Source organism: Sphingomonas sp. AC411 (assembly GCF_979253035.1).
Genome location: NZ_CEEDAQ010000001.1, coordinates 583,141 through 599,239, shown reverse-complemented (window position 1 = coordinate 599,239; position 16,099 = coordinate 583,141). Strand labels below are relative to the sequence as shown.

Annotated in this window: 11 protein-coding genes and 3 pseudogenes; 7 read left to right on the top strand and 7 right to left on the bottom strand. The window is 66.2% G+C overall.

What is annotated here, in order from left to right; translation table 11 throughout:
• Positions 1 to 212: 212 nt before the first annotated feature.
• From AC0IX7_RS03160 to AC0IX7_RS03150, 3 genes are all read right to left on the bottom strand, one after another.
• Positions 213 to 548 (bottom strand): UrcA family protein, encoded by a 336-nt coding sequence (locus AC0IX7_RS03160; protein ID WP_471810496.1) that lies wholly within the window; start codon positions 546 to 548, stop codon positions 213 to 215.
• A gap of 276 nt (positions 549 to 824) precedes the next feature.
• Positions 825 to 1,178, bottom strand: a complete 354-nt coding sequence (locus tag AC0IX7_RS03155) for a GFA family protein (RefSeq protein WP_471810494.1) — start codon at positions 1,176 to 1,178, stop codon at positions 825 to 827.
• Between the two features lie 59 nt (positions 1,179 to 1,237).
• Positions 1,238 to 2,401: a retropepsin-like aspartic protease gene (locus tag AC0IX7_RS03150; protein ID WP_471810492.1), complete on the bottom strand. Its 1,164-nt coding sequence runs from the start codon at positions 2,399 to 2,401 to the stop codon at positions 1,238 to 1,240.
• Between the two features lie 61 nt (positions 2,402 to 2,462).
• On the opposite strand from AC0IX7_RS03150, the pseudogene AC0IX7_RS03145 reads away from it, so the two are divergent.
• A pseudogene (locus AC0IX7_RS03145) lies at positions 2,463 to 4,829 on the top strand (ATP-dependent helicase).
• Here AC0IX7_RS03145 and AC0IX7_RS03140 read toward each other — a convergent pair.
• Positions 4,727 to 6,649, bottom strand: coding sequence for a TonB-dependent receptor domain-containing protein (locus AC0IX7_RS03140; RefSeq protein WP_471813709.1), 1,923 nt, complete (start codon positions 6,647 to 6,649; stop codon positions 4,727 to 4,729). The pseudogene AC0IX7_RS03145 and the gene AC0IX7_RS03140 overlap by 103 nt on opposite strands.
• Positions 6,603 to 7,979 (bottom strand): TonB-dependent receptor plug domain-containing protein, encoded by a 1,377-nt coding sequence (locus AC0IX7_RS03135; RefSeq protein ID WP_471810490.1) that lies wholly within the window; start codon positions 7,977 to 7,979, stop codon positions 6,603 to 6,605. Before AC0IX7_RS03135 ends, AC0IX7_RS03140 begins: the two co-directional genes overlap by 47 nt.
• Positions 7,980 to 8,331: 352 nt before the next feature.
• Between AC0IX7_RS03135 and AC0IX7_RS03130 the strand changes: the two genes are divergently transcribed.
• A complete protein-coding gene (locus tag AC0IX7_RS03130; protein ID WP_471810488.1) occupies positions 8,332 to 9,207 on the top strand; it encodes a N(4)-(beta-N-acetylglucosaminyl)-L-asparaginase in 876 nt (291 codons plus the stop codon).
• 38 nt (positions 9,208 to 9,245) lie between these two features.
• Here AC0IX7_RS03130 and AC0IX7_RS03125 read toward each other — a convergent pair whose 3' ends face one another.
• Positions 9,246 to 9,611, bottom strand: a complete 366-nt coding sequence (locus tag AC0IX7_RS03125; RefSeq protein ID WP_471810486.1) for an L-rhamnose mutarotase — start codon at positions 9,609 to 9,611, stop codon at positions 9,246 to 9,248.
• Positions 9,612 to 9,743: 132 nt separating this feature from the next.
• On the opposite strand from AC0IX7_RS03125, the gene AC0IX7_RS03120 reads away from it, so the two are divergent.
• From AC0IX7_RS03120 to fucP, 5 genes and pseudogenes are all read left to right on the top strand, one after another.
• The gene (locus AC0IX7_RS03120; protein ID WP_471810484.1) at positions 9,744 to 10,484 is read left to right on the top strand and encodes an SDR family oxidoreductase; all 741 of its coding nucleotides are present in this window, start codon (positions 9,744 to 9,746) and stop codon (positions 10,482 to 10,484) included.
• 10 nt (positions 10,485 to 10,494) lie between these two features.
• Positions 10,495 to 11,346 (top strand): annotated as a pseudogene (locus AC0IX7_RS03115) (fumarylacetoacetate hydrolase family protein).
• Positions 11,343 to 12,620 carry an L-fuconate dehydratase gene (locus tag AC0IX7_RS03110; protein WP_471810482.1) on the top strand — a complete coding sequence of 426 codons (1,278 nt, stop codon included), beginning with the start codon at positions 11,343 to 11,345 and terminating at the stop codon, positions 12,618 to 12,620. The pseudogene AC0IX7_RS03115 and the gene AC0IX7_RS03110 overlap by 4 nt, the downstream one beginning before the upstream one ends.
• The gene (locus tag AC0IX7_RS03105; protein ID WP_471810480.1) at positions 12,617 to 13,369 is read left to right on the top strand and encodes an L-fucose dehydrogenase; all 753 of its coding nucleotides are present in this window, start codon (positions 12,617 to 12,619) and stop codon (positions 13,367 to 13,369) included. Before AC0IX7_RS03110 ends, AC0IX7_RS03105 begins: the two co-directional genes overlap by 4 nt.
• 28 nt (positions 13,370 to 13,397) lie before the next feature.
• On the top strand, positions 13,398 to 14,768 hold the full coding sequence (gene fucP, locus AC0IX7_RS03100) for an L-fucose:H+ symporter permease (RefSeq protein WP_471810478.1): 1,371 nt from the start codon (positions 13,398 to 13,400) through the stop codon (positions 14,766 to 14,768).
• Between the two features lie 112 nt (positions 14,769 to 14,880).
• Here the strand turns inward: fucP and lldD are convergent.
• A pseudogene (gene lldD / locus AC0IX7_RS03095) lies at positions 14,881 to 16,013 on the bottom strand (FMN-dependent L-lactate dehydrogenase LldD).
• Positions 16,014 to 16,099: the final 86 nt, after the last annotated feature.

Sequence of the window (16,099 nt, the reverse complement as noted above, 5' to 3'; positions counted from 1 at the left end):
AATCTTATGACAGATGCAGATCAAGCGATGGCTCGGCCTGATTTGGGAGCCGCCTTACCGATCCTCCCCCGCTAGGGAGGTGGCACCGAAGGTGACGGAGGGGAGGACACGGAGCAGAGGTTTCGCTTCCCTCCTCCATCTGGCAAGCGCCAGCCACCTCCCCCTCGCGGGGGAGGATCAATGAGAACCGACGTTCTTCCCCGATCAGCGCGCTAGTTCAGCGAGCCGCACCGATGCTGGCGAGCTGCGTCCCGCTCCGCCCGAGCAACGCGGCCAGCTTCACGCTCGCATCCGCGGTCATTTCCTGACGGCACTGCCGCGAGATCGGCGAGCGCGTCGAGGCCACCGGTCCGCGGCTGGCAGGCGCTGGCGATCGCCGAGCGCAGCCGGCGCTGGAACGCGGTCCGCCCGGCATCGCTGGTCAGGTCGAGCCCGGCACGCGACACGCGCACCGACACCGGCTCACGCGCGGGATTGGCCGATGCGCCCGCCGAGAACAGGCACGCGCCGACGATCGCCGCCGAAGCGACGCTGATGAAAAGCTTCATGATGATGTTCCTCGATTGGTCCTGCGGTCCGCGGGCCTCGGCCTGCGGGCGACGGCGCCAGTGCGTCGGGACGCCTTTCTGGATGCGGCATCTCCGACGACGAACCTCGTCGCTGCGCACTCCCTAGGCGCGGTTCATGACGCCCACGCGACGCTTTCGCGACGGTTCGACACCGCCGCCACCATTCGCCGCACATAGTCGCAAGCGCCGCGCGAACGGCCTTATGTCACATGCCCGGATATCGCTCGAACGCAGGCAATGCGGCCACGTCCGCCATCAAGACAGGCGATCGGCCACCTGGATATGCGCACCCGGCGTCACCGCTTCGGGATCGTCGAGCGTGCACGACTGCACATCGATGATTCCCGGCAAAAATTCGGCGTTGGCATAGAACAGCCCCGTCCCGCACCGCCCGCAGAACTGCCGCCGGCCGGATGCGGACGATTCGTACGTCACCGGATCGCCCGAGATCGTCACCTGCTCCGTCTTGAATGCGATCCAGCCGACCATCGGCGCGCCCGCGTTCCGCCGGCAATCGCTGCAATGGCACAGCGCATGATGCTCGGGCTCGCCCTGGGTTTCGTAGTGGATCGCGCCGCAATGGCACCGACCCGTCATTTTCGTCGTCATGGCCAGTCCCCTATAGTCCCTGTTTGCTCGACACGGCCCTGCCGATGGCAATCCTCATCCTACAGAAACGGCTTGAGGACGAATGTCCGGTCCGTCGCGATGCCACCCCGTTCGACCGACAGCGTCACTGGCGTACCCGGCGCGCCGCTGATCTTGCGGATCACCGCCGGAAACGGTTCGCCGACGATCCGGTCGCCGATCTTGACGCCCGCAGCAGCCGCCGGACTGCCCGTACCGACCGCGGCCACGGTCATGCTTTCGCCTTTCCGGTCGATCCACAGCCCCGACATCCCATAGCGCTCTTCCGAAGCGTCGGCGGTGGTGTGCCGTTTGACCCACAGCGCACGCGCCCGCACGTCCGTCGACAGGTTGAACTGTCGCAGCACCTGCAACCCGATGATGCCGTTGACCCGCGGCCGCGTGTCTCCCTCGCCGCGAAGCATGACCAATGGGCGGTCGAACTGCGAGTCGCCGAACGTGAAGCTGGCGGCGCGCACGATCCTGGCAATCCCGGCCTGTCCGCCGATTCCGCGCGGCCGCACCGGCGCGTAGGGCTGCGTCTCGTTCCACAACCCGAGCGATTGCGCGGTCGGCCGATCAAGCGACAATCCGCCCGGCGCCCCCGTATCGAGCAGGAACCGCAGGCCCCTGCCCCCGACCGTTGCACTCCCGTACAGATGCCGCGATCCGGCGCTAGGTCCGCTACCCGACGCCATGTCGCTGATCGCGGACTCGATCCGGTAATAGCCGGTACGGGGCGGGTGCCCGTCGGGATAGGTCCGCCACTCGCCGGCCTCGATGTCGAGGTCGCTGTCCATCGTGGTCAGTATCCCGGCGGCGAGCATTCCTTTCACGTCGCTGCCGAAACCGAAACCGTCCACCCCGGCGAAAGCGACCGCGTTCTGCCGAACGCCCCCGCCGAACACGATATCGCGAGCGAGGTAGACGGGCACGGTCGTCCGTCCGCCCACGCCCGAAGCTCGGGTCATGCCCGTCGGGGTCAGCTTGAGGGATTTTGCCAGCTCGTTGTCGATCAGGCTGAGAAAGCCACCAGTGTCGATGGCAAACAGATACGGTCCCGCATCGCCGATCATCACTGCCATCACGACGCGACTGCCGACAAGTTCGATTTTGCTGACCAGCACGCGCCCGGGCTCGGCCGCGATCGCGCGCGCCACGCCGATCGTGCCGATCGCAATGCCCCCGCCGGCCACCGCCAGCATCCGAGATCACGTCACGTCGATCCATCCGGCATCTCCCTCACACGCACCACCACCCTACCGCATGCCCTCGCGCCGACAAGACCAAGTGCTTGCCCGATCGGCCGCCGTTCCCTACCTGTTCACCGGTGAACCAGATCGCCCAAACGTCCGCGCCGCAAGCAGAGCCTCCTATCTCCGCGGCCTCAATCCGCCGCAGCGCGAGGCTGTGCTGACCACCGATGGCCCGGTCCTGATCATCGCCGGCGCCGGCACCGGCAAGACCGCGGCACTGACCGCCCGCCTCGCGCACCTGATCTTCACGAGGAAGGCGTGGCCGTCGGAAATCCTCAGCGTCACCTTCACCAACAAGGCCGCGCGCGAGATGCGCGAGCGCGTGGGGCGGCTGGTCGGCGATGCGGTCGAGGGGATGCCGTGGCTCGGCACCTTCCACGCGATCGCGGCCAAGATGCTGCGCCGTCATGCGGAACTGGTCGGGCTGCAATCGAATTTCACGATCCTCGATACCGACGACCAGTTGCGGTTGCTGAAGCAGCTGATCCTCGCCGCCGATATCGACGAGAAGCGCTTCCCGACCCGCAGCCTCGCCGGACTGATCGACCAGTGGAAGAACAAGGGCCTCGTCCCCGCCGACATCGATGCGGGCGAGTCCGAACGCTACGCCAATGGCCGCGGCGGCGAGCTGTACCAGCAATACCAGGCGCGCCTGATCGCGCTCAACGCGTGCGATTTCGGCGACTTGCTGCTCCACATGCTCGTCATCCTGAAGACGCACCGCGACGTGCTCGCGCAGTATCAGCAGCGCTTCAAATACATCATGGTCGACGAGTATCAGGACACCAACTCGTCACAATATCTCTGGCTGCGGCTCCTCGCGCAGGAGCGGAAGAATATCGCCTGCGTCGGCGACGACGACCAGTCGATCTATTCGTGGCGCGGCGCGCAGGTCGAAAACATCCTGAAGTTCGAGCGTGATTTTCCGGGTGCGAAGGTCATCCGCCTCGAACAGAATTAGCCGCAGCACGCCGCACATCCTCGGCGCGGCATCGGGCGTGATCGCCAACAATGGCGGGCGGCTCGGCAAGCAGCTTTGGACCGAGCGCGACGTGGGCGAGAAGGTCAAGGTCATCGGCGTCTGGGACGGCCCCGAGGAAGCGCGGCGCGTTGGCGAGGAGATCGACATCGTACGTCGCTCGGGCAAGAGCCTCGACGAGGTCGCGATCCTGGTCCGCGCGCAGCACCAGACGCGCGAGTTCGAGGACCGCTTCATCGCGATCGGCATGCCGTACAAGATCGTCGGCGGCTTCCGCTTCTACGAACGCGCCGAAATCCGCGATGCGCTGGCGTATTTGCGCGTCGTCAACCAGCCGGCGGACGACCTCGCCTTCGAACGCATCGTCAACGTCCCCAAGCGGGGCCTGGGCGACAAGGCGGTCGCACGCATCCACCAGTTGGCGCGCGCCACCGGCACCCCGCTGACGACGGCCGCCGCGCGCATCCTCGACACCGACGAACTGACAGGGGCGGCGAAGAAGTCGCTCGGCCGGCTGGTCGGCGACATCGCCCGCTGGCGCGACATGGCGACCAGCCTGCCGCACGCCGAACTCGCGCGGCAGTTGCTCGACGAGAGCGGCTATACGGCGATGTACCAGGCCGAGAAATCGGTCGAGGCGACCGGGCGCCTTGAGAACCTCAGCGAGCTCGTCCGCGCGATGGAGGAATACGATTCACTCGGTGCGTTCCTCGAACACGTCTCGCTGGTGATGGACAACGAAGGCGGCGCGCAGGATCCGCAGGTCACGATCATGACCATCCACGCGGCGAAGGGCCTCGAATACGACACGGTGTTCCTGGTTGGCTGGGAGGAAGGCCTGTTCCCGTCGCAACGCTCGCTCGACGAAGGCGGCGTGAAGAGCCTCGAGGAGGAACGCCGCCTCGCCTATGTCGCGATCACGCGCGCGCGGCGTCTGGCGGTGATACTCCACGCCGCCAACCGCCGCATCTATGGCCAGTGGAACTCGTCGATCCCTCGCGCTTCGTCGCCGAGCTCCCCGCCGAGCACATCGACACGGAAACGACGATGTCGGGCGGCGCAAGCCTCTGGCAAGCCAACTGGTCCGACCGGGCCGATCCCTTCGCCGACGTTGCGCGCGGCACCGGCCGCGGTCCCGGCTGGCAGCGCGCGTCGGGAAGCGCCGCCGGTACCGGCAGCACCTTCAACGCCAAACCCGCCCGCGTCGTCGAGAGCCGGTCCAGCGCGATCAGCCTCGGCAACAAGGGGCGCGACGACCTGTCGCTCGGCATGCGCGTGTTCCACCAGAAGTTCGGCTACGGCGCGATCGCCGAGATCGAAGGCAACAAGCTGGAGATCGACTTCGAGACGTCCGGTCGCAAGCGCGTGATGGACAGCTTCGTCACGATCAACCCGTAGACGTCCCTGCTCGCTCGACAAAAAAAGGGCCCGCCATCGCTGGCGGGCCCCAGTCGGGGAGAGAAGGAAACCCTTAGAACCTGATCGTCGTGCCGATCGCGAGGTTCCGGCCGAGCGAGTCGTAGCGCTGCAGGATCGTGTTGGTCCGCGCGAGAAGCGACGTTGTACGAGTCCGGAACGATCGGCGGGGTCTTGTCGAACAGGTTGTTCGCGATCAGGCGCAGCGAGAACTGCTTGGCGATCGCGAAGTTGAGCGCGAGATCGAAATAGCTCTGCGGCGAGACGTGGTAGTAGCTCGTCCGCTCGCGCTCGGGCGTGCCGCCGATCGCCGGATCACCCGAATTGTCCGCGTTGGTCAGCGAACCGACATAGCGCCAGTTGAACGACGCGCTGAAGCCCTTGTCGACCGTCGTATAGGTCGCACGCAGGCCATGCGACCATTTCGGGATCAGCTGGCCGCAACCATTGCCGTAATAGCCCGCGCAGTTGCGCTGCGGCTGAACCGGCGAATCCTGACCACCCGCGAACGTCGTCAGCGACCCGTTGAAGCTCCAGTCGACTTTGCCGATGCTGGCCAGATCCATCGTGTACTGGGCCTGGAAATCATAGCCGCGCGCGATCGACTTGTAGAAGTTGGTCGTGCCCTGGCGGATGAACCCGGTGGTCGGGTTGCTCGACGCCGGCGAATACAGCGTGCCGGTGCCGGGATTGCGGACGATGCCCTGGCAGAAGAACGCGTCGCCGTTCGAACGCTGACACCCATCGGTGTAATAGCTGTAGTCGTTATAGCCGAGCGAGTCGTCGATCTTGATCTTGTAACGATCGACCGAGAAGACCAGCCCGCGCACGAACCGCGGCTTCACGATCAGGCCATAGGTCTGCGTGTAGGCGGTTTCCGGATCGGCGGTGAAGCCACCCGAGCGCACCGTGCACCCGGTCGCCCCGGTCGAAGCATCGCCCGGGCAGATCAGCGTCGGGCTCCCGTACAGCGCGTCGGACAGGCCGGTCGCGCGGCAGACGTCACGCGAGGCGATCGGTGCGCCATAGCTGACGCCGCCGTTCGCGTTGGTGGTGACGGTCAGGGCGCAGAAATCGTTGATCGTGCCCGAACCGCCGCGGGCGAATTCGACGTTGGTCGCCTGGCGGATCTCGACCACGGTCGGTGCGCGCTGCGCCTTGTTGAACGACGCGCGGAACGTCAGGTCGCTGACCGGCGCGTAGATGCCCTCGATCTTCCAGGTGTTGAAGGTGCTTGGGTTGCTGCTGTACTTCGACACGCGGTAGCCGCCGTTCACCTGCAACAGGTCGACGAAGCGCTTATGCTCGACGAGCGGCGCCTGCACCTCGATATTGGCTTCCCAGACATCCTGCTTCAGATAGGTATCGGTGCCGCCCAGCCCTGCGCGATACACGCTGTCGGCGGTCGATTTCAGCGTATCCTTGCGATATTCCGTGCCCAGCGCGATCGCGACGCCCTGTTCGGCGAACGGCGACGTGACGCCGTATTTGCCGAGGTCGCCGGTGACGTTCGCCTGCACGTCGTACAGCGTGCCGGTCGTGGTCGAGGTGCCCTGGTCGTACAGATAGTCGATCAATGCGGTGTTGGTGTTGCCCGCGCTGAACGCATCGAAGGGAACGCAGGCGGCATCGGTGGTGGTGGCGCAGGTCGGCGACGTACGCGTGCCGCCGACGGTGATCGAATTCTGCAGGTTGGTCGCGTTGACGAAGCTCGGCGTGTAATCCTGATGATTGCGCGCATAGACGCCGCCGAGGTCATAGGTCCACGCATCGCCGACCTTGCCACGGACGCCGCCGGTCAGGCGGACGCCGGTGTTCAGGTACGTGTCGGGTTGATCGTTGCCTTCGCCGAGACGATAGCGCAGGTCGATCGGCGCGGTCGCCGCGGTACCGGCAGCGGCGCCGCAGATCGCGGTCGCCTGCGATCCCGACAGAAACGGGTTGTTGCAGTTGACGTTCACGGTGCCGCCCGCGATCGCCGGATAGTTGTTGTACGACTTGTCGCGGAACCAGATGCCCGACGCATACAGCTCGGCGTCCGGCGCGATGTCCAGGCTGACGAAGCCGCCGGCGTTCACGCGCTCCGAAGGCCGCTGATAGGCATAGTTGCTGAAATAGTTCGACGCGTTGCCGGCACCCGGACCGAACGGCACGAATTCGCGCGTGCCATTGGGGTTGTTGACATACTGCGCGTTGGCGTTCGCGCCGGTCTGCGGCGTGATCAGGCCGCTCGTCGAGCTGCTCGGGGTCAGGCCGCACGACAGCGGCGCGTTCAGGCTCGTCTGCGTCGAGATAGCAGCCCGAGTTCGAGCGCTCAGACAGCAACACCGGATCGGTGTGCTTGTAGTTGACGAAGCCGTTGATGCGCAGCGCGCCGTCGAACAGCTTCTTGCCCGCGGTCACCGTGATGTCCGCCCGGCCGCCGTCGTTGGTCAGGCCACGCGGGCTGCTGAACCCGGCCGCGCGCGCCAGCGGCGACACGACCGTGTCCTTGTTGTTGTGGTTGTAGAAATTATAGTTGCCGTCGATCTGAAGACCTTCGAAGTCCTTCTTGAGGACGAAGTTGACGACGCCCGCGACCGCGTCCGATCCGTAGACCGACGAGGCGCCGCCGGTCAGCACGTCGACCCGCTCGAGCAGCGACGGCGGGATGATGCCGACGTCCTGGCCGTTCTGCGTACCCAGCCGCTTGCCGTCGATCAGCACCAGAGTGCGCTCGAACCCGAGGCTGCGCAGCTTGATCCGCTGGCGGCCGTCGGAGTCGTTATAGGTCTGCTGGCTGTCCGGCGCGACCTGCGGAAGGCGGTTCAGCACGTCCTCGACGTTCACAGCGGCCTGCGCGCGGATATCCTGCGCGGTGACCGAGGTGATCGGCGCGGCCGACGTCGTGTTCGGCCGCTGAATGCGCGATCCGGTGACGACGATCGAATCGTTCGCCCCGCTATCGGTCGGCCCGACCGCGGTCGTGGCGGTGGTCGCATCGGCCTGGACCTTGGCGTCGGCGGGGGTCGGCGCAGCAGCCTGGGCCGGCGTGACGGGATCGGGCGTCATCTCCTGCGCCGCGCCGGGCAATGCCCACAGCATCAGCGAACCGGTTAGCGCTATCTTCGATACCGAATGACTGAAGTTCATACCCTACCCCTTGTCCCGGATTGCGCGACGTCGCTTGCCCGGCGTGTGGGCTAAATGCTTGATCATATAATTTATGCCGTCAATACCTATACCATACCTTTACGGAACATTTACGACGAGATGTTGCAAATGCGTGACGCCTCTGGCGGACCACGCGACATCGCGATACCGTCGGGATATCACGTGAAATGGGGGCCAATACCGATGACTTCACGCCGTTCACTGCTCGCAAGCCTCGGAACGATCGGGACTTTTTCGCTGGCCGCACCGTTTTCGAGGGCGGCCACCGCGGCCACCGGCGGTCGATCGGGGGCGGTCATCCTGTCGACCTGGGATTTCGGCGCCGCCGCCAATGCCGCGGCATTCGCACGACTTCGCCGCAGGTGGATCGCTGATCGATGCGGTCGAGGCTGGCGCGATGGTACCGGAAGCGGACCCGACCAATCACAGCGTCGGCTATTCGGGCTATCCCGACCGCGACGGGCACGTGACGCTCGATGCCGTCATCATGGACGATGCGGGTGGCGTCGGCGCGGTCGCGGCCCTGGAGGACACGGTGCACGCGATCTCGGTCGCGCGGCGGGTGATGGAGCGGACGCCGCACACGTTCCTGGTCGGCGAAGGCGCGACGCGGTTCGCGCGCGATCAGGGCTTCCCGCAACAGTCGCTGCTGACGCCAGACTCCGAGAAGGCATGGCGGGAATGGCTGAAAACCGCCAAATATCAGCCCGAGGCGAACAGCGAAGTGCGCGGGCTCAAGCCAGCCCGCACGCCGGGCGGTGCGCTGGATCACGACACGATCGGGCTGCTGGCACGGACGGCCGACGGGCGGATGGCGGGTGCCTGCACGACATCGGGCATGGCGTTCAAGATGCGCGGGCGGGTCGGCGATTCACCGCAGGTCGGCTCGGGCCTGTATGTCGAGGCCGGCGTCGGCGGCGCGACCTCGACCGGGCTCGGCGAAGAGGTCACCCGGGTCGCCGGGTCGGCGCGGGTGGTCGCCTCGATGCGCGGCGGCGCCACTGCGCAACAGGCGTGCGAAGAGGTGGTTCGCCATATCGCCAAGCTGCGCGGCGACGCGATCCGCGGCGTCCAGGTCGGCTTCCTCGCGCTCGACAACAAGGGCAATGTCGGCGCGTTCTGCCTGCTGCCCGGCTTTACCTATGCCGTGACCGATGCGGCAGGCCGGACGACGGTGTTGAAGGCGGCATCCTTGTTCAAGGCGTGACACGATCGTAACGACGACGCCGACCAAACAATACCAATTCAACCCGAACAGGACCGGTCGAGCCTAGTCGCTCGGCTGGTCCCGGAGCGAGAAGATCCTCTCCATGGCCACCCATTTCGGGCCGGCCGGATCGATGGGCCGCTGGTAGCGGTCCATCTCCGATTCCCACTCGGCGACCTTGGACTGGACGGCAGGGTCCGCGGCGCGGGAAAATCATCCTCGACCTCCGCGATCATCACGAGCCGGTCGGCGACCTGCCAGATCTCCATGTCGCGATAGCCCCGGTCGCGAATGTCGCGAACGATCTCGGGCCAGACCGCGCCGGCCGCGTGCCGCTCGCGATAGGCGGCGATCAGGGCCGCGTCGTCGACGAGATCGAGCGCGCTTACGATCCGATATGCCATGTTCGCTTGATCCTCAGCCTCATCTGACCGCGTCGCGGGACCCGGCTACCGCCCAATCATATCGCAACCCTTCACAAAAGCTACTTTGACTAATAAAACCGAGCCAACGCACAACGACGCGCAGGAGATGGAATGAGACTGTCGGGCAAGACCGCGGTGGTGACCGCTGCGGCGCAGGGCATCGGCCGCGCCACCGCCGAACGCTTCCGCGACGAGGGCGCCCGGGTGTTCGCGCTCGACCGCGACGGCGCCGCGCTGAAGGCGGTCAAAGGCGTCGAGCATATCGTCGTCGACCTGCTCGATCCCGCCGCCATCGCCGCGCTGCCCGCGGCGACCGGCCCGATCGATATCCTCGCCAACATCGCCGGCTTCGTCGCAGCGGGCGACATCCTGCAAGGCAGCGATGCGGACTGGGACCTGTCGTTCAACCTGAACGTCCACGCGATGCACCGCATGACGCGTGCGTTCCTGCCCGGCATGCTCGACAAGGGCGCCGGCGCGATCGTCAACATGAGCAGCATCGCCTCCAGCGTGAAGGGCATCCCCAATCGCTATGCCTATGGCGCGTCGAAAGCCGCCGTGGTCGGGCTGACCAAGGCGATCGCCGCCGATTTCGTCGGGCGCGGCATCCGCTGCAACTGCGTATGCCCCGGCACGATCGAGACGCCGTCGTTGCGCGAACGCATCGTCTCGCAGGCAGGGTCACAGGGTATATCGGTCAGCGAGGCCGACGCCGCTTTCGTCGCGCGCCAGCCGATGGGTAGGCTCGGTCGTGCCGAGGAAATCGCCGCGCTGTTCCTGTATCTTGCCAGCGACGAATCGAGCTTCACCACCGGCGCGGTCCATGTGATCGACGGCGGCTGGGTCAACTAAGGATCATCAGATGAAACTGTTGCGTTACGGCCCACGCGGCCAGGAAAAGCCCGGCATCCTCGATCAGGACGGCGTCATTCGCGCGCTGCCCGCGGAGCTCGGCGACATCGCCGGTGAATTGCTGTCGCCCGAAGGCCTCGCGAAGATCGCCGCGCTCGATGTGGCGACGCTGCCCAAGGTCGAGGGCGCTCCGCGGATCGGGCCGTGCGTCGCGCGGACCGGCAAGTTCATCTGCATCGGCCTGAACTATTCGGACCACGCCGCCGAGAGCAACATGGCTCTGCCGGCCGAGCCGGTCGTGTTCGGCAAATGGACCAGCGCGATCCAGGGCCCGAACGACGACGTCGAAATCCCGCGCGGCTCGAAAAGACCGACTGGGAGGTCGAGCTCGGCGTCGTAATCGGCACCCCGGTCGCCACATCGCCAAGGCCGATGCACTGTCGCACGTCGCTGGCTATTGCGTCGTCCATGACGTGTCCGAGCGCGCGTTTCAGCTCGAACGGGGCGGTACGTGGGACAAGGGCAAGGGCTGCGACACGTTCGGCCCGATCGGGCCGTGGCTCGTCACTGCCGACGAAGTCGATCCGCAAACCTGAACCTCTGGCTGGAGGTCGACGGCCATCGCTATCAGGATGGCACCACCGCCAACATGATCTTCGACGTTGCGACGATCGTCTCGTACCTCAGCGACTTCTGCACGCTGGAGGCGGGCGACATCATCTCGACCGGCACGCCCGCGGGCGTCGGTCTCGGCCAGAAGCCGCCGGTATATCTGCGCGCAGGCCAGACCGTACGGCTCGGTATCGAGGGCCTGGGCGAGCAGACCCAGACGATGGTCGCCGCCGGGATCGCCGCCGCATGACGCAAATCACCGGCCTCAGGACGATCGACCTTCGCTTTCCGACCAGCGCAGGGCTCGACGGCTCCGATGCGATGAATCCCGATCCGGATTATTCGGCCGCCTATGTCGTCCTCGACACCGATACGGACGGGCTCGAAGGCCACGGCCTGACCTTCACGATCGGTCGCGGCAACGACATCTGCGTCGCCGCGATCGAGGCGATGCGGCATCTCGTGATCGGGCTCGACCTCGACTGGATCATCGAGAATCCGGGGCGGATGTGGCGGCATCTGACGGGTGACAGCCAGTTGCGCTGGATCGGCCCCGACAAGGGCGCGATCCACCTCGCGACCGGTGCGGTGGTCAATGCGATCTGGGACCTGTGGGCGAAGGCGGTCGGCAAGCCGGTCTGGCGGCTGGTAGCGGACATGACCCCGGAGGAGTTGGTCCGCACGATCGATTTCCGGTACCTGACCGACGCGATAACGCCGGAAGATGCGCTCACGCTGCTAACGAACCGCGCTGCGGGCAAGGCCGAGCGGATCGCCGATCTCGAGGCGACCGGCTTCCCCTGCTACACCACGTCGGCGGGGTGGCTCGGCTATCCCGACGACAAGCTGCGGCGGCTGGCCCAGGAAGCGGTCGATGCCGGGTTCGACTATATCAAGCTGAAGGTCGGTCGCGATCTGGAGGATGATATTCGTCGCCTGACGATCGCGCGCGAGGTGCTCGGTCCCGACCGGAAGCTGATGATCGACGCGAACCAGGTGTGGGACGTTCCGCAGGCGATCGAGTGGGTCAACGCGCTCGCCTTCGCAAAGCCGTGGTTCATCGAGGAGCCGACCAGCCCCGACGATATCCTCGGCCACCAGGCGATCCGCGATGCGATCGGCGAGGTGAAGGTCGCGACCGGCGAGATGTGCCAGAACCGCATCATGTTCAAACAGTTCATGGCGGCGGGCGCGATCGACGTCGTGCAGATCGACAGCTGCCGTCTGGGCGGCGTCAACGAGGTGCTCGCGGTGCTGTTGCTCGCGGCCCGGTACGACCTGCCGGTGTGCCCGCATGCGGGCGGCGTCGGCCTGTGTGAGTATGTCCAGCATCTGTCGATGATCGACTATCTCTGCTTCTCCGGGACCAAGGAGGGGCGCGTGATCGAATATGTCGACCATCTGCACGAGCATTTCGTCGACCCCTGCGTGATCCGCGACGCGGCCTATATGCCGCCGACGCTGCCGGGGTATTCGATTGAGATGAAGCCGCAGTCGCTGGTCGATTATCGGTTCGCCGGATGAAGCTCGGGCTCGACGGCAAGGTCGTGATCGTCACGGGTGGCGGGGCCGGTATCGGCCTCGCCATCGCCCGCGGGCTGGCCGAGGAGGGCGCGATCCCGGTGATCGTGTCGCGCTCGCCGCCGGAGGATTTCACGGCCGAGCACCTGTTCGTCGCGACCGAATTGTCCGACGACGATGCGTGCGCGGCGGCGGTCGAGGCGGCGGTCGCGCGCTATGGCCGGATCGACGGACTGGTGAACAACGCCGGGGCCAACGACAATATCGGCCTCGACAAGACGCCCGCGCAGTTCCGCGCCTCGCTCGACCAGAACCTCGTCCATTATTTCGCGATGGCGCATCACGCGGTGCCGCATTTGCGCAAGTCCGGCGGTGCGATCGTCAACATCTCGTCGAAGACCGCGGTGACCGGGCAAGGCGATACCAGCGCCTATGCCGCTGCAAAGGGCGCGCAACTCGCGCTGACCCGCGAATGGGCGGTGGCGCTGCGCGGCGACGGGATCCGCGTCAATGCGGTGATCCCCGCCGAGGTGATGACGCCGCTCTACCAGCGCTGGATCGACAGCTTCGACAACCCGGCGGAAAAGCTCGACGGCATCGTCGCGCGCATCCCGCTCGGCCACCGCATGACCGAGGATCGCGAGATCGCCGATACGGTGGTCTTCCTGCTCTCCGACCGGGCGAGCCACACGACCGGCCAATGGCTCTACGTCGATGGCGGCTACACCCATCTCGACCGCGCGATAGACTGACGACCAAAAACATAATCAGGAGTGGATCATGAGCGGAACGACCGCCGACAGGAAATACGTGCCGGCGATTGTGCTGACGGTCGCGCTGTTCTTCCTCTGGGGGATGGCGAACAACCTCAACGACATCCTGATCGCGCAGTTCAAGAAGGCGTTCACGCTCACCGATTTCCAGACGAGCTTCGTCCAGCAGGCCTTCTACATGGGCTATTTCCTGCTCGCGGTCCCGGCCGCGCTGGTGACGCGGGCGAAGGGCTACAAGACCGCGATCGTCACCGGGCTGGTGCTGTATGCGGCGGGGGCGCTGCTGTTCTATCCGGCCGCGCATTACGGCGAATATCTGTATTTCCTCGCGGCGCTGTTCGTGATCGCGTGCGGGCTGGCGTTCCTCGAGACGTCGGCGAACCCGTTGATGACCGAGCTGGGCGACCTGAAGACCGCGGCCAAGCGGTTGAACTGGGCGCAGGCGGCGAACCCGGTCGGTACCGTCGTGGGCGTGCTGATCGGCAAGTATTTCATCCTGTCGGAGATCGTCCATGACGATAGCACGGTGGCGGCGATGACCCCGGCGGCGCGCGAGGCCTTCTATCGCAGCGAAGTGGTCGCGGTGCAGACGCCGTACCTGGTGATCGGGCTGGTCGTGCTGCTGTTCGCGGTCGCCGCCGCGGTGATCCGCTTTCCCGAGCACCGTGCGGAAGAAACCGTCGGTGCGCCGTCGCGGTTCGTCGACGTGTTCCGCCATCCGCGGCTGATCTTCGCGACGATCACGCAGTTCTTCTACGTCGGCGCGCAGGTCGGGATGTGGAGCTATACGATCCGCTATGCGCAGGCGAACGTCCCCGGCATGGCCGAGCACGATGCTGCGGATTACCTGTTCGCCAGCCTCGTGCTGTTCGGGATCGGCCGGTTCGTGGGCACCGCGCTGATGGGCCGGATCGCCCCCTCGCCTGCTCGCGATCTTCGCGGTGGTGAGTGCCGTGCTGGCGGGCATCGCGGGGCTCGTCGGTGGACAGGTCGGGCTGTACGCGCTGGTGCTCGCGAGCCTGTTCATGTCGATCCAGTTCCCGACGATCTTCGCGCTCGGCATGGACGGGCTGGGCCCGCTCCGCCGCGCGGGGGCGTCGCTGATCATCATGGCGATCATCGGCGGCGCTGTGCTGACCGGGTTGATGGGGCACATCTCCGATCTTGCCGGGATCGATACCGCGATGCTGGTGCCGGCGGTGTGTTTTCTGGTGGTGCTGGCGTTCGCGGTGAAGGCCGGGCGGACGGTTTCGGGTCAGGCGATCCAACCGACGATCCACTGAGCAACCAAACACGACACGCCGAGGAGAGTTCGCAGGACCTCGCCACTAACCACCACCCCGGCGAAGGCCGGGGCCCAGTTGGGGGACGGAGGTAACTAGGGACCGTCCTACGTTATGACGACCTTTCCAACTGGGCCCGGCCTCCGCCGGGGTGGTGAACTTGGGCGGCGTGCGTTTGCATAGAGCGGGCCTTGGGAAGTCCCGCTCTCAAACCAGAATACCCCGGTCGATCTCCGCGATCGACCTGACCCCCGTAAGCGCCATCGCCACACGCATCTCCCGCTCGATCAGCGTCAGCAACTGCGTGACCCCGCCTCGCCCCGCGCCGCCAGCGCATAAAGCCACGCGCGACCCAACAACACACCGTCCGCCCCCAACGCCAGCATCCGCACCACGTCCAACCCCGACCGCACGCCCGAGTCCGCCAGCACCGTAAGCTGCCCCTTCACCGCGTCCGCGATCGCCGGCAGCGCCGCCGCGCTCGACAGCACGCCGTCGAGTTGCCGCCCGCCATGGTTCGACACGACGATCCCGTCCGCACCGATCGCCGCCGCCTCGCGCGCATCGTCGGGATCGAGGATGCCCTTGATGATCAGCGGACCGTCCCAGCCTTCGCGGATCCACTCCAGGTCCTTCCACGCGATCGACGGATCGAAGTTGCTACCGAGCCAGCCCATATAATCGTTCAGCCCGCTCGCCTTGCCGAGCACCGGCTCCAGATTACCGAGCTGGTGCGGTCGCCCGTGCAAGCCCACGTCCCACGCCCAGCCGGGCCGCCCCATCGCCTGCAACATCCGCCGCAGCGGCGCGCGCGGCCCCGACATCCCCGAATGCTGATCGCGGTAGCGCGCGCCCGGCACCGGCATGTCGACCGTGAACACCAGCGCCTTCGCGCCTTCCGCCTTGGCGGTCGCCAGCAGGTCGCGCATGAACGCGCGGTCGCGAATGACATAGAGCTGGAACCAGGTCGGCCCCGCCGGCGCCGCCTTCACCACCTCGCTGAGCGAACACAGCGATACGGTCGACAGGCAGAACGGTACGCCGGCGGCATGCGCCGCCCACGCCGCCTGAGTCTCGCCGCGACGATGATACATGCCCGCGATCCCGACCGGCCCGAGCCCGACCGGCAACGCCTGATGCTGGCCGAACAACGTCGTCGACAGATCGAGATCGGACACGTCGCGCAACACCCGCTGGCGCAGCGCGATCCCGGCTAAGTCGCTCACGTTGCGGGCGAGCGTCGCCTCCGCATAGGAGCCGCCATCGGCATAGTCGAACAGGAACCGCGGCAGGCGTTTGCGCGCGGCCTCGCGGAAATCGAGCGTCGAGGCGATCGTCATGCGGCGTCTCCCATTCATGCGCATCGATCCAGAAACCGTGGCGTACGGGCGTGCCCTAGCAAGCCACCACCACGGCGAGCAACTTT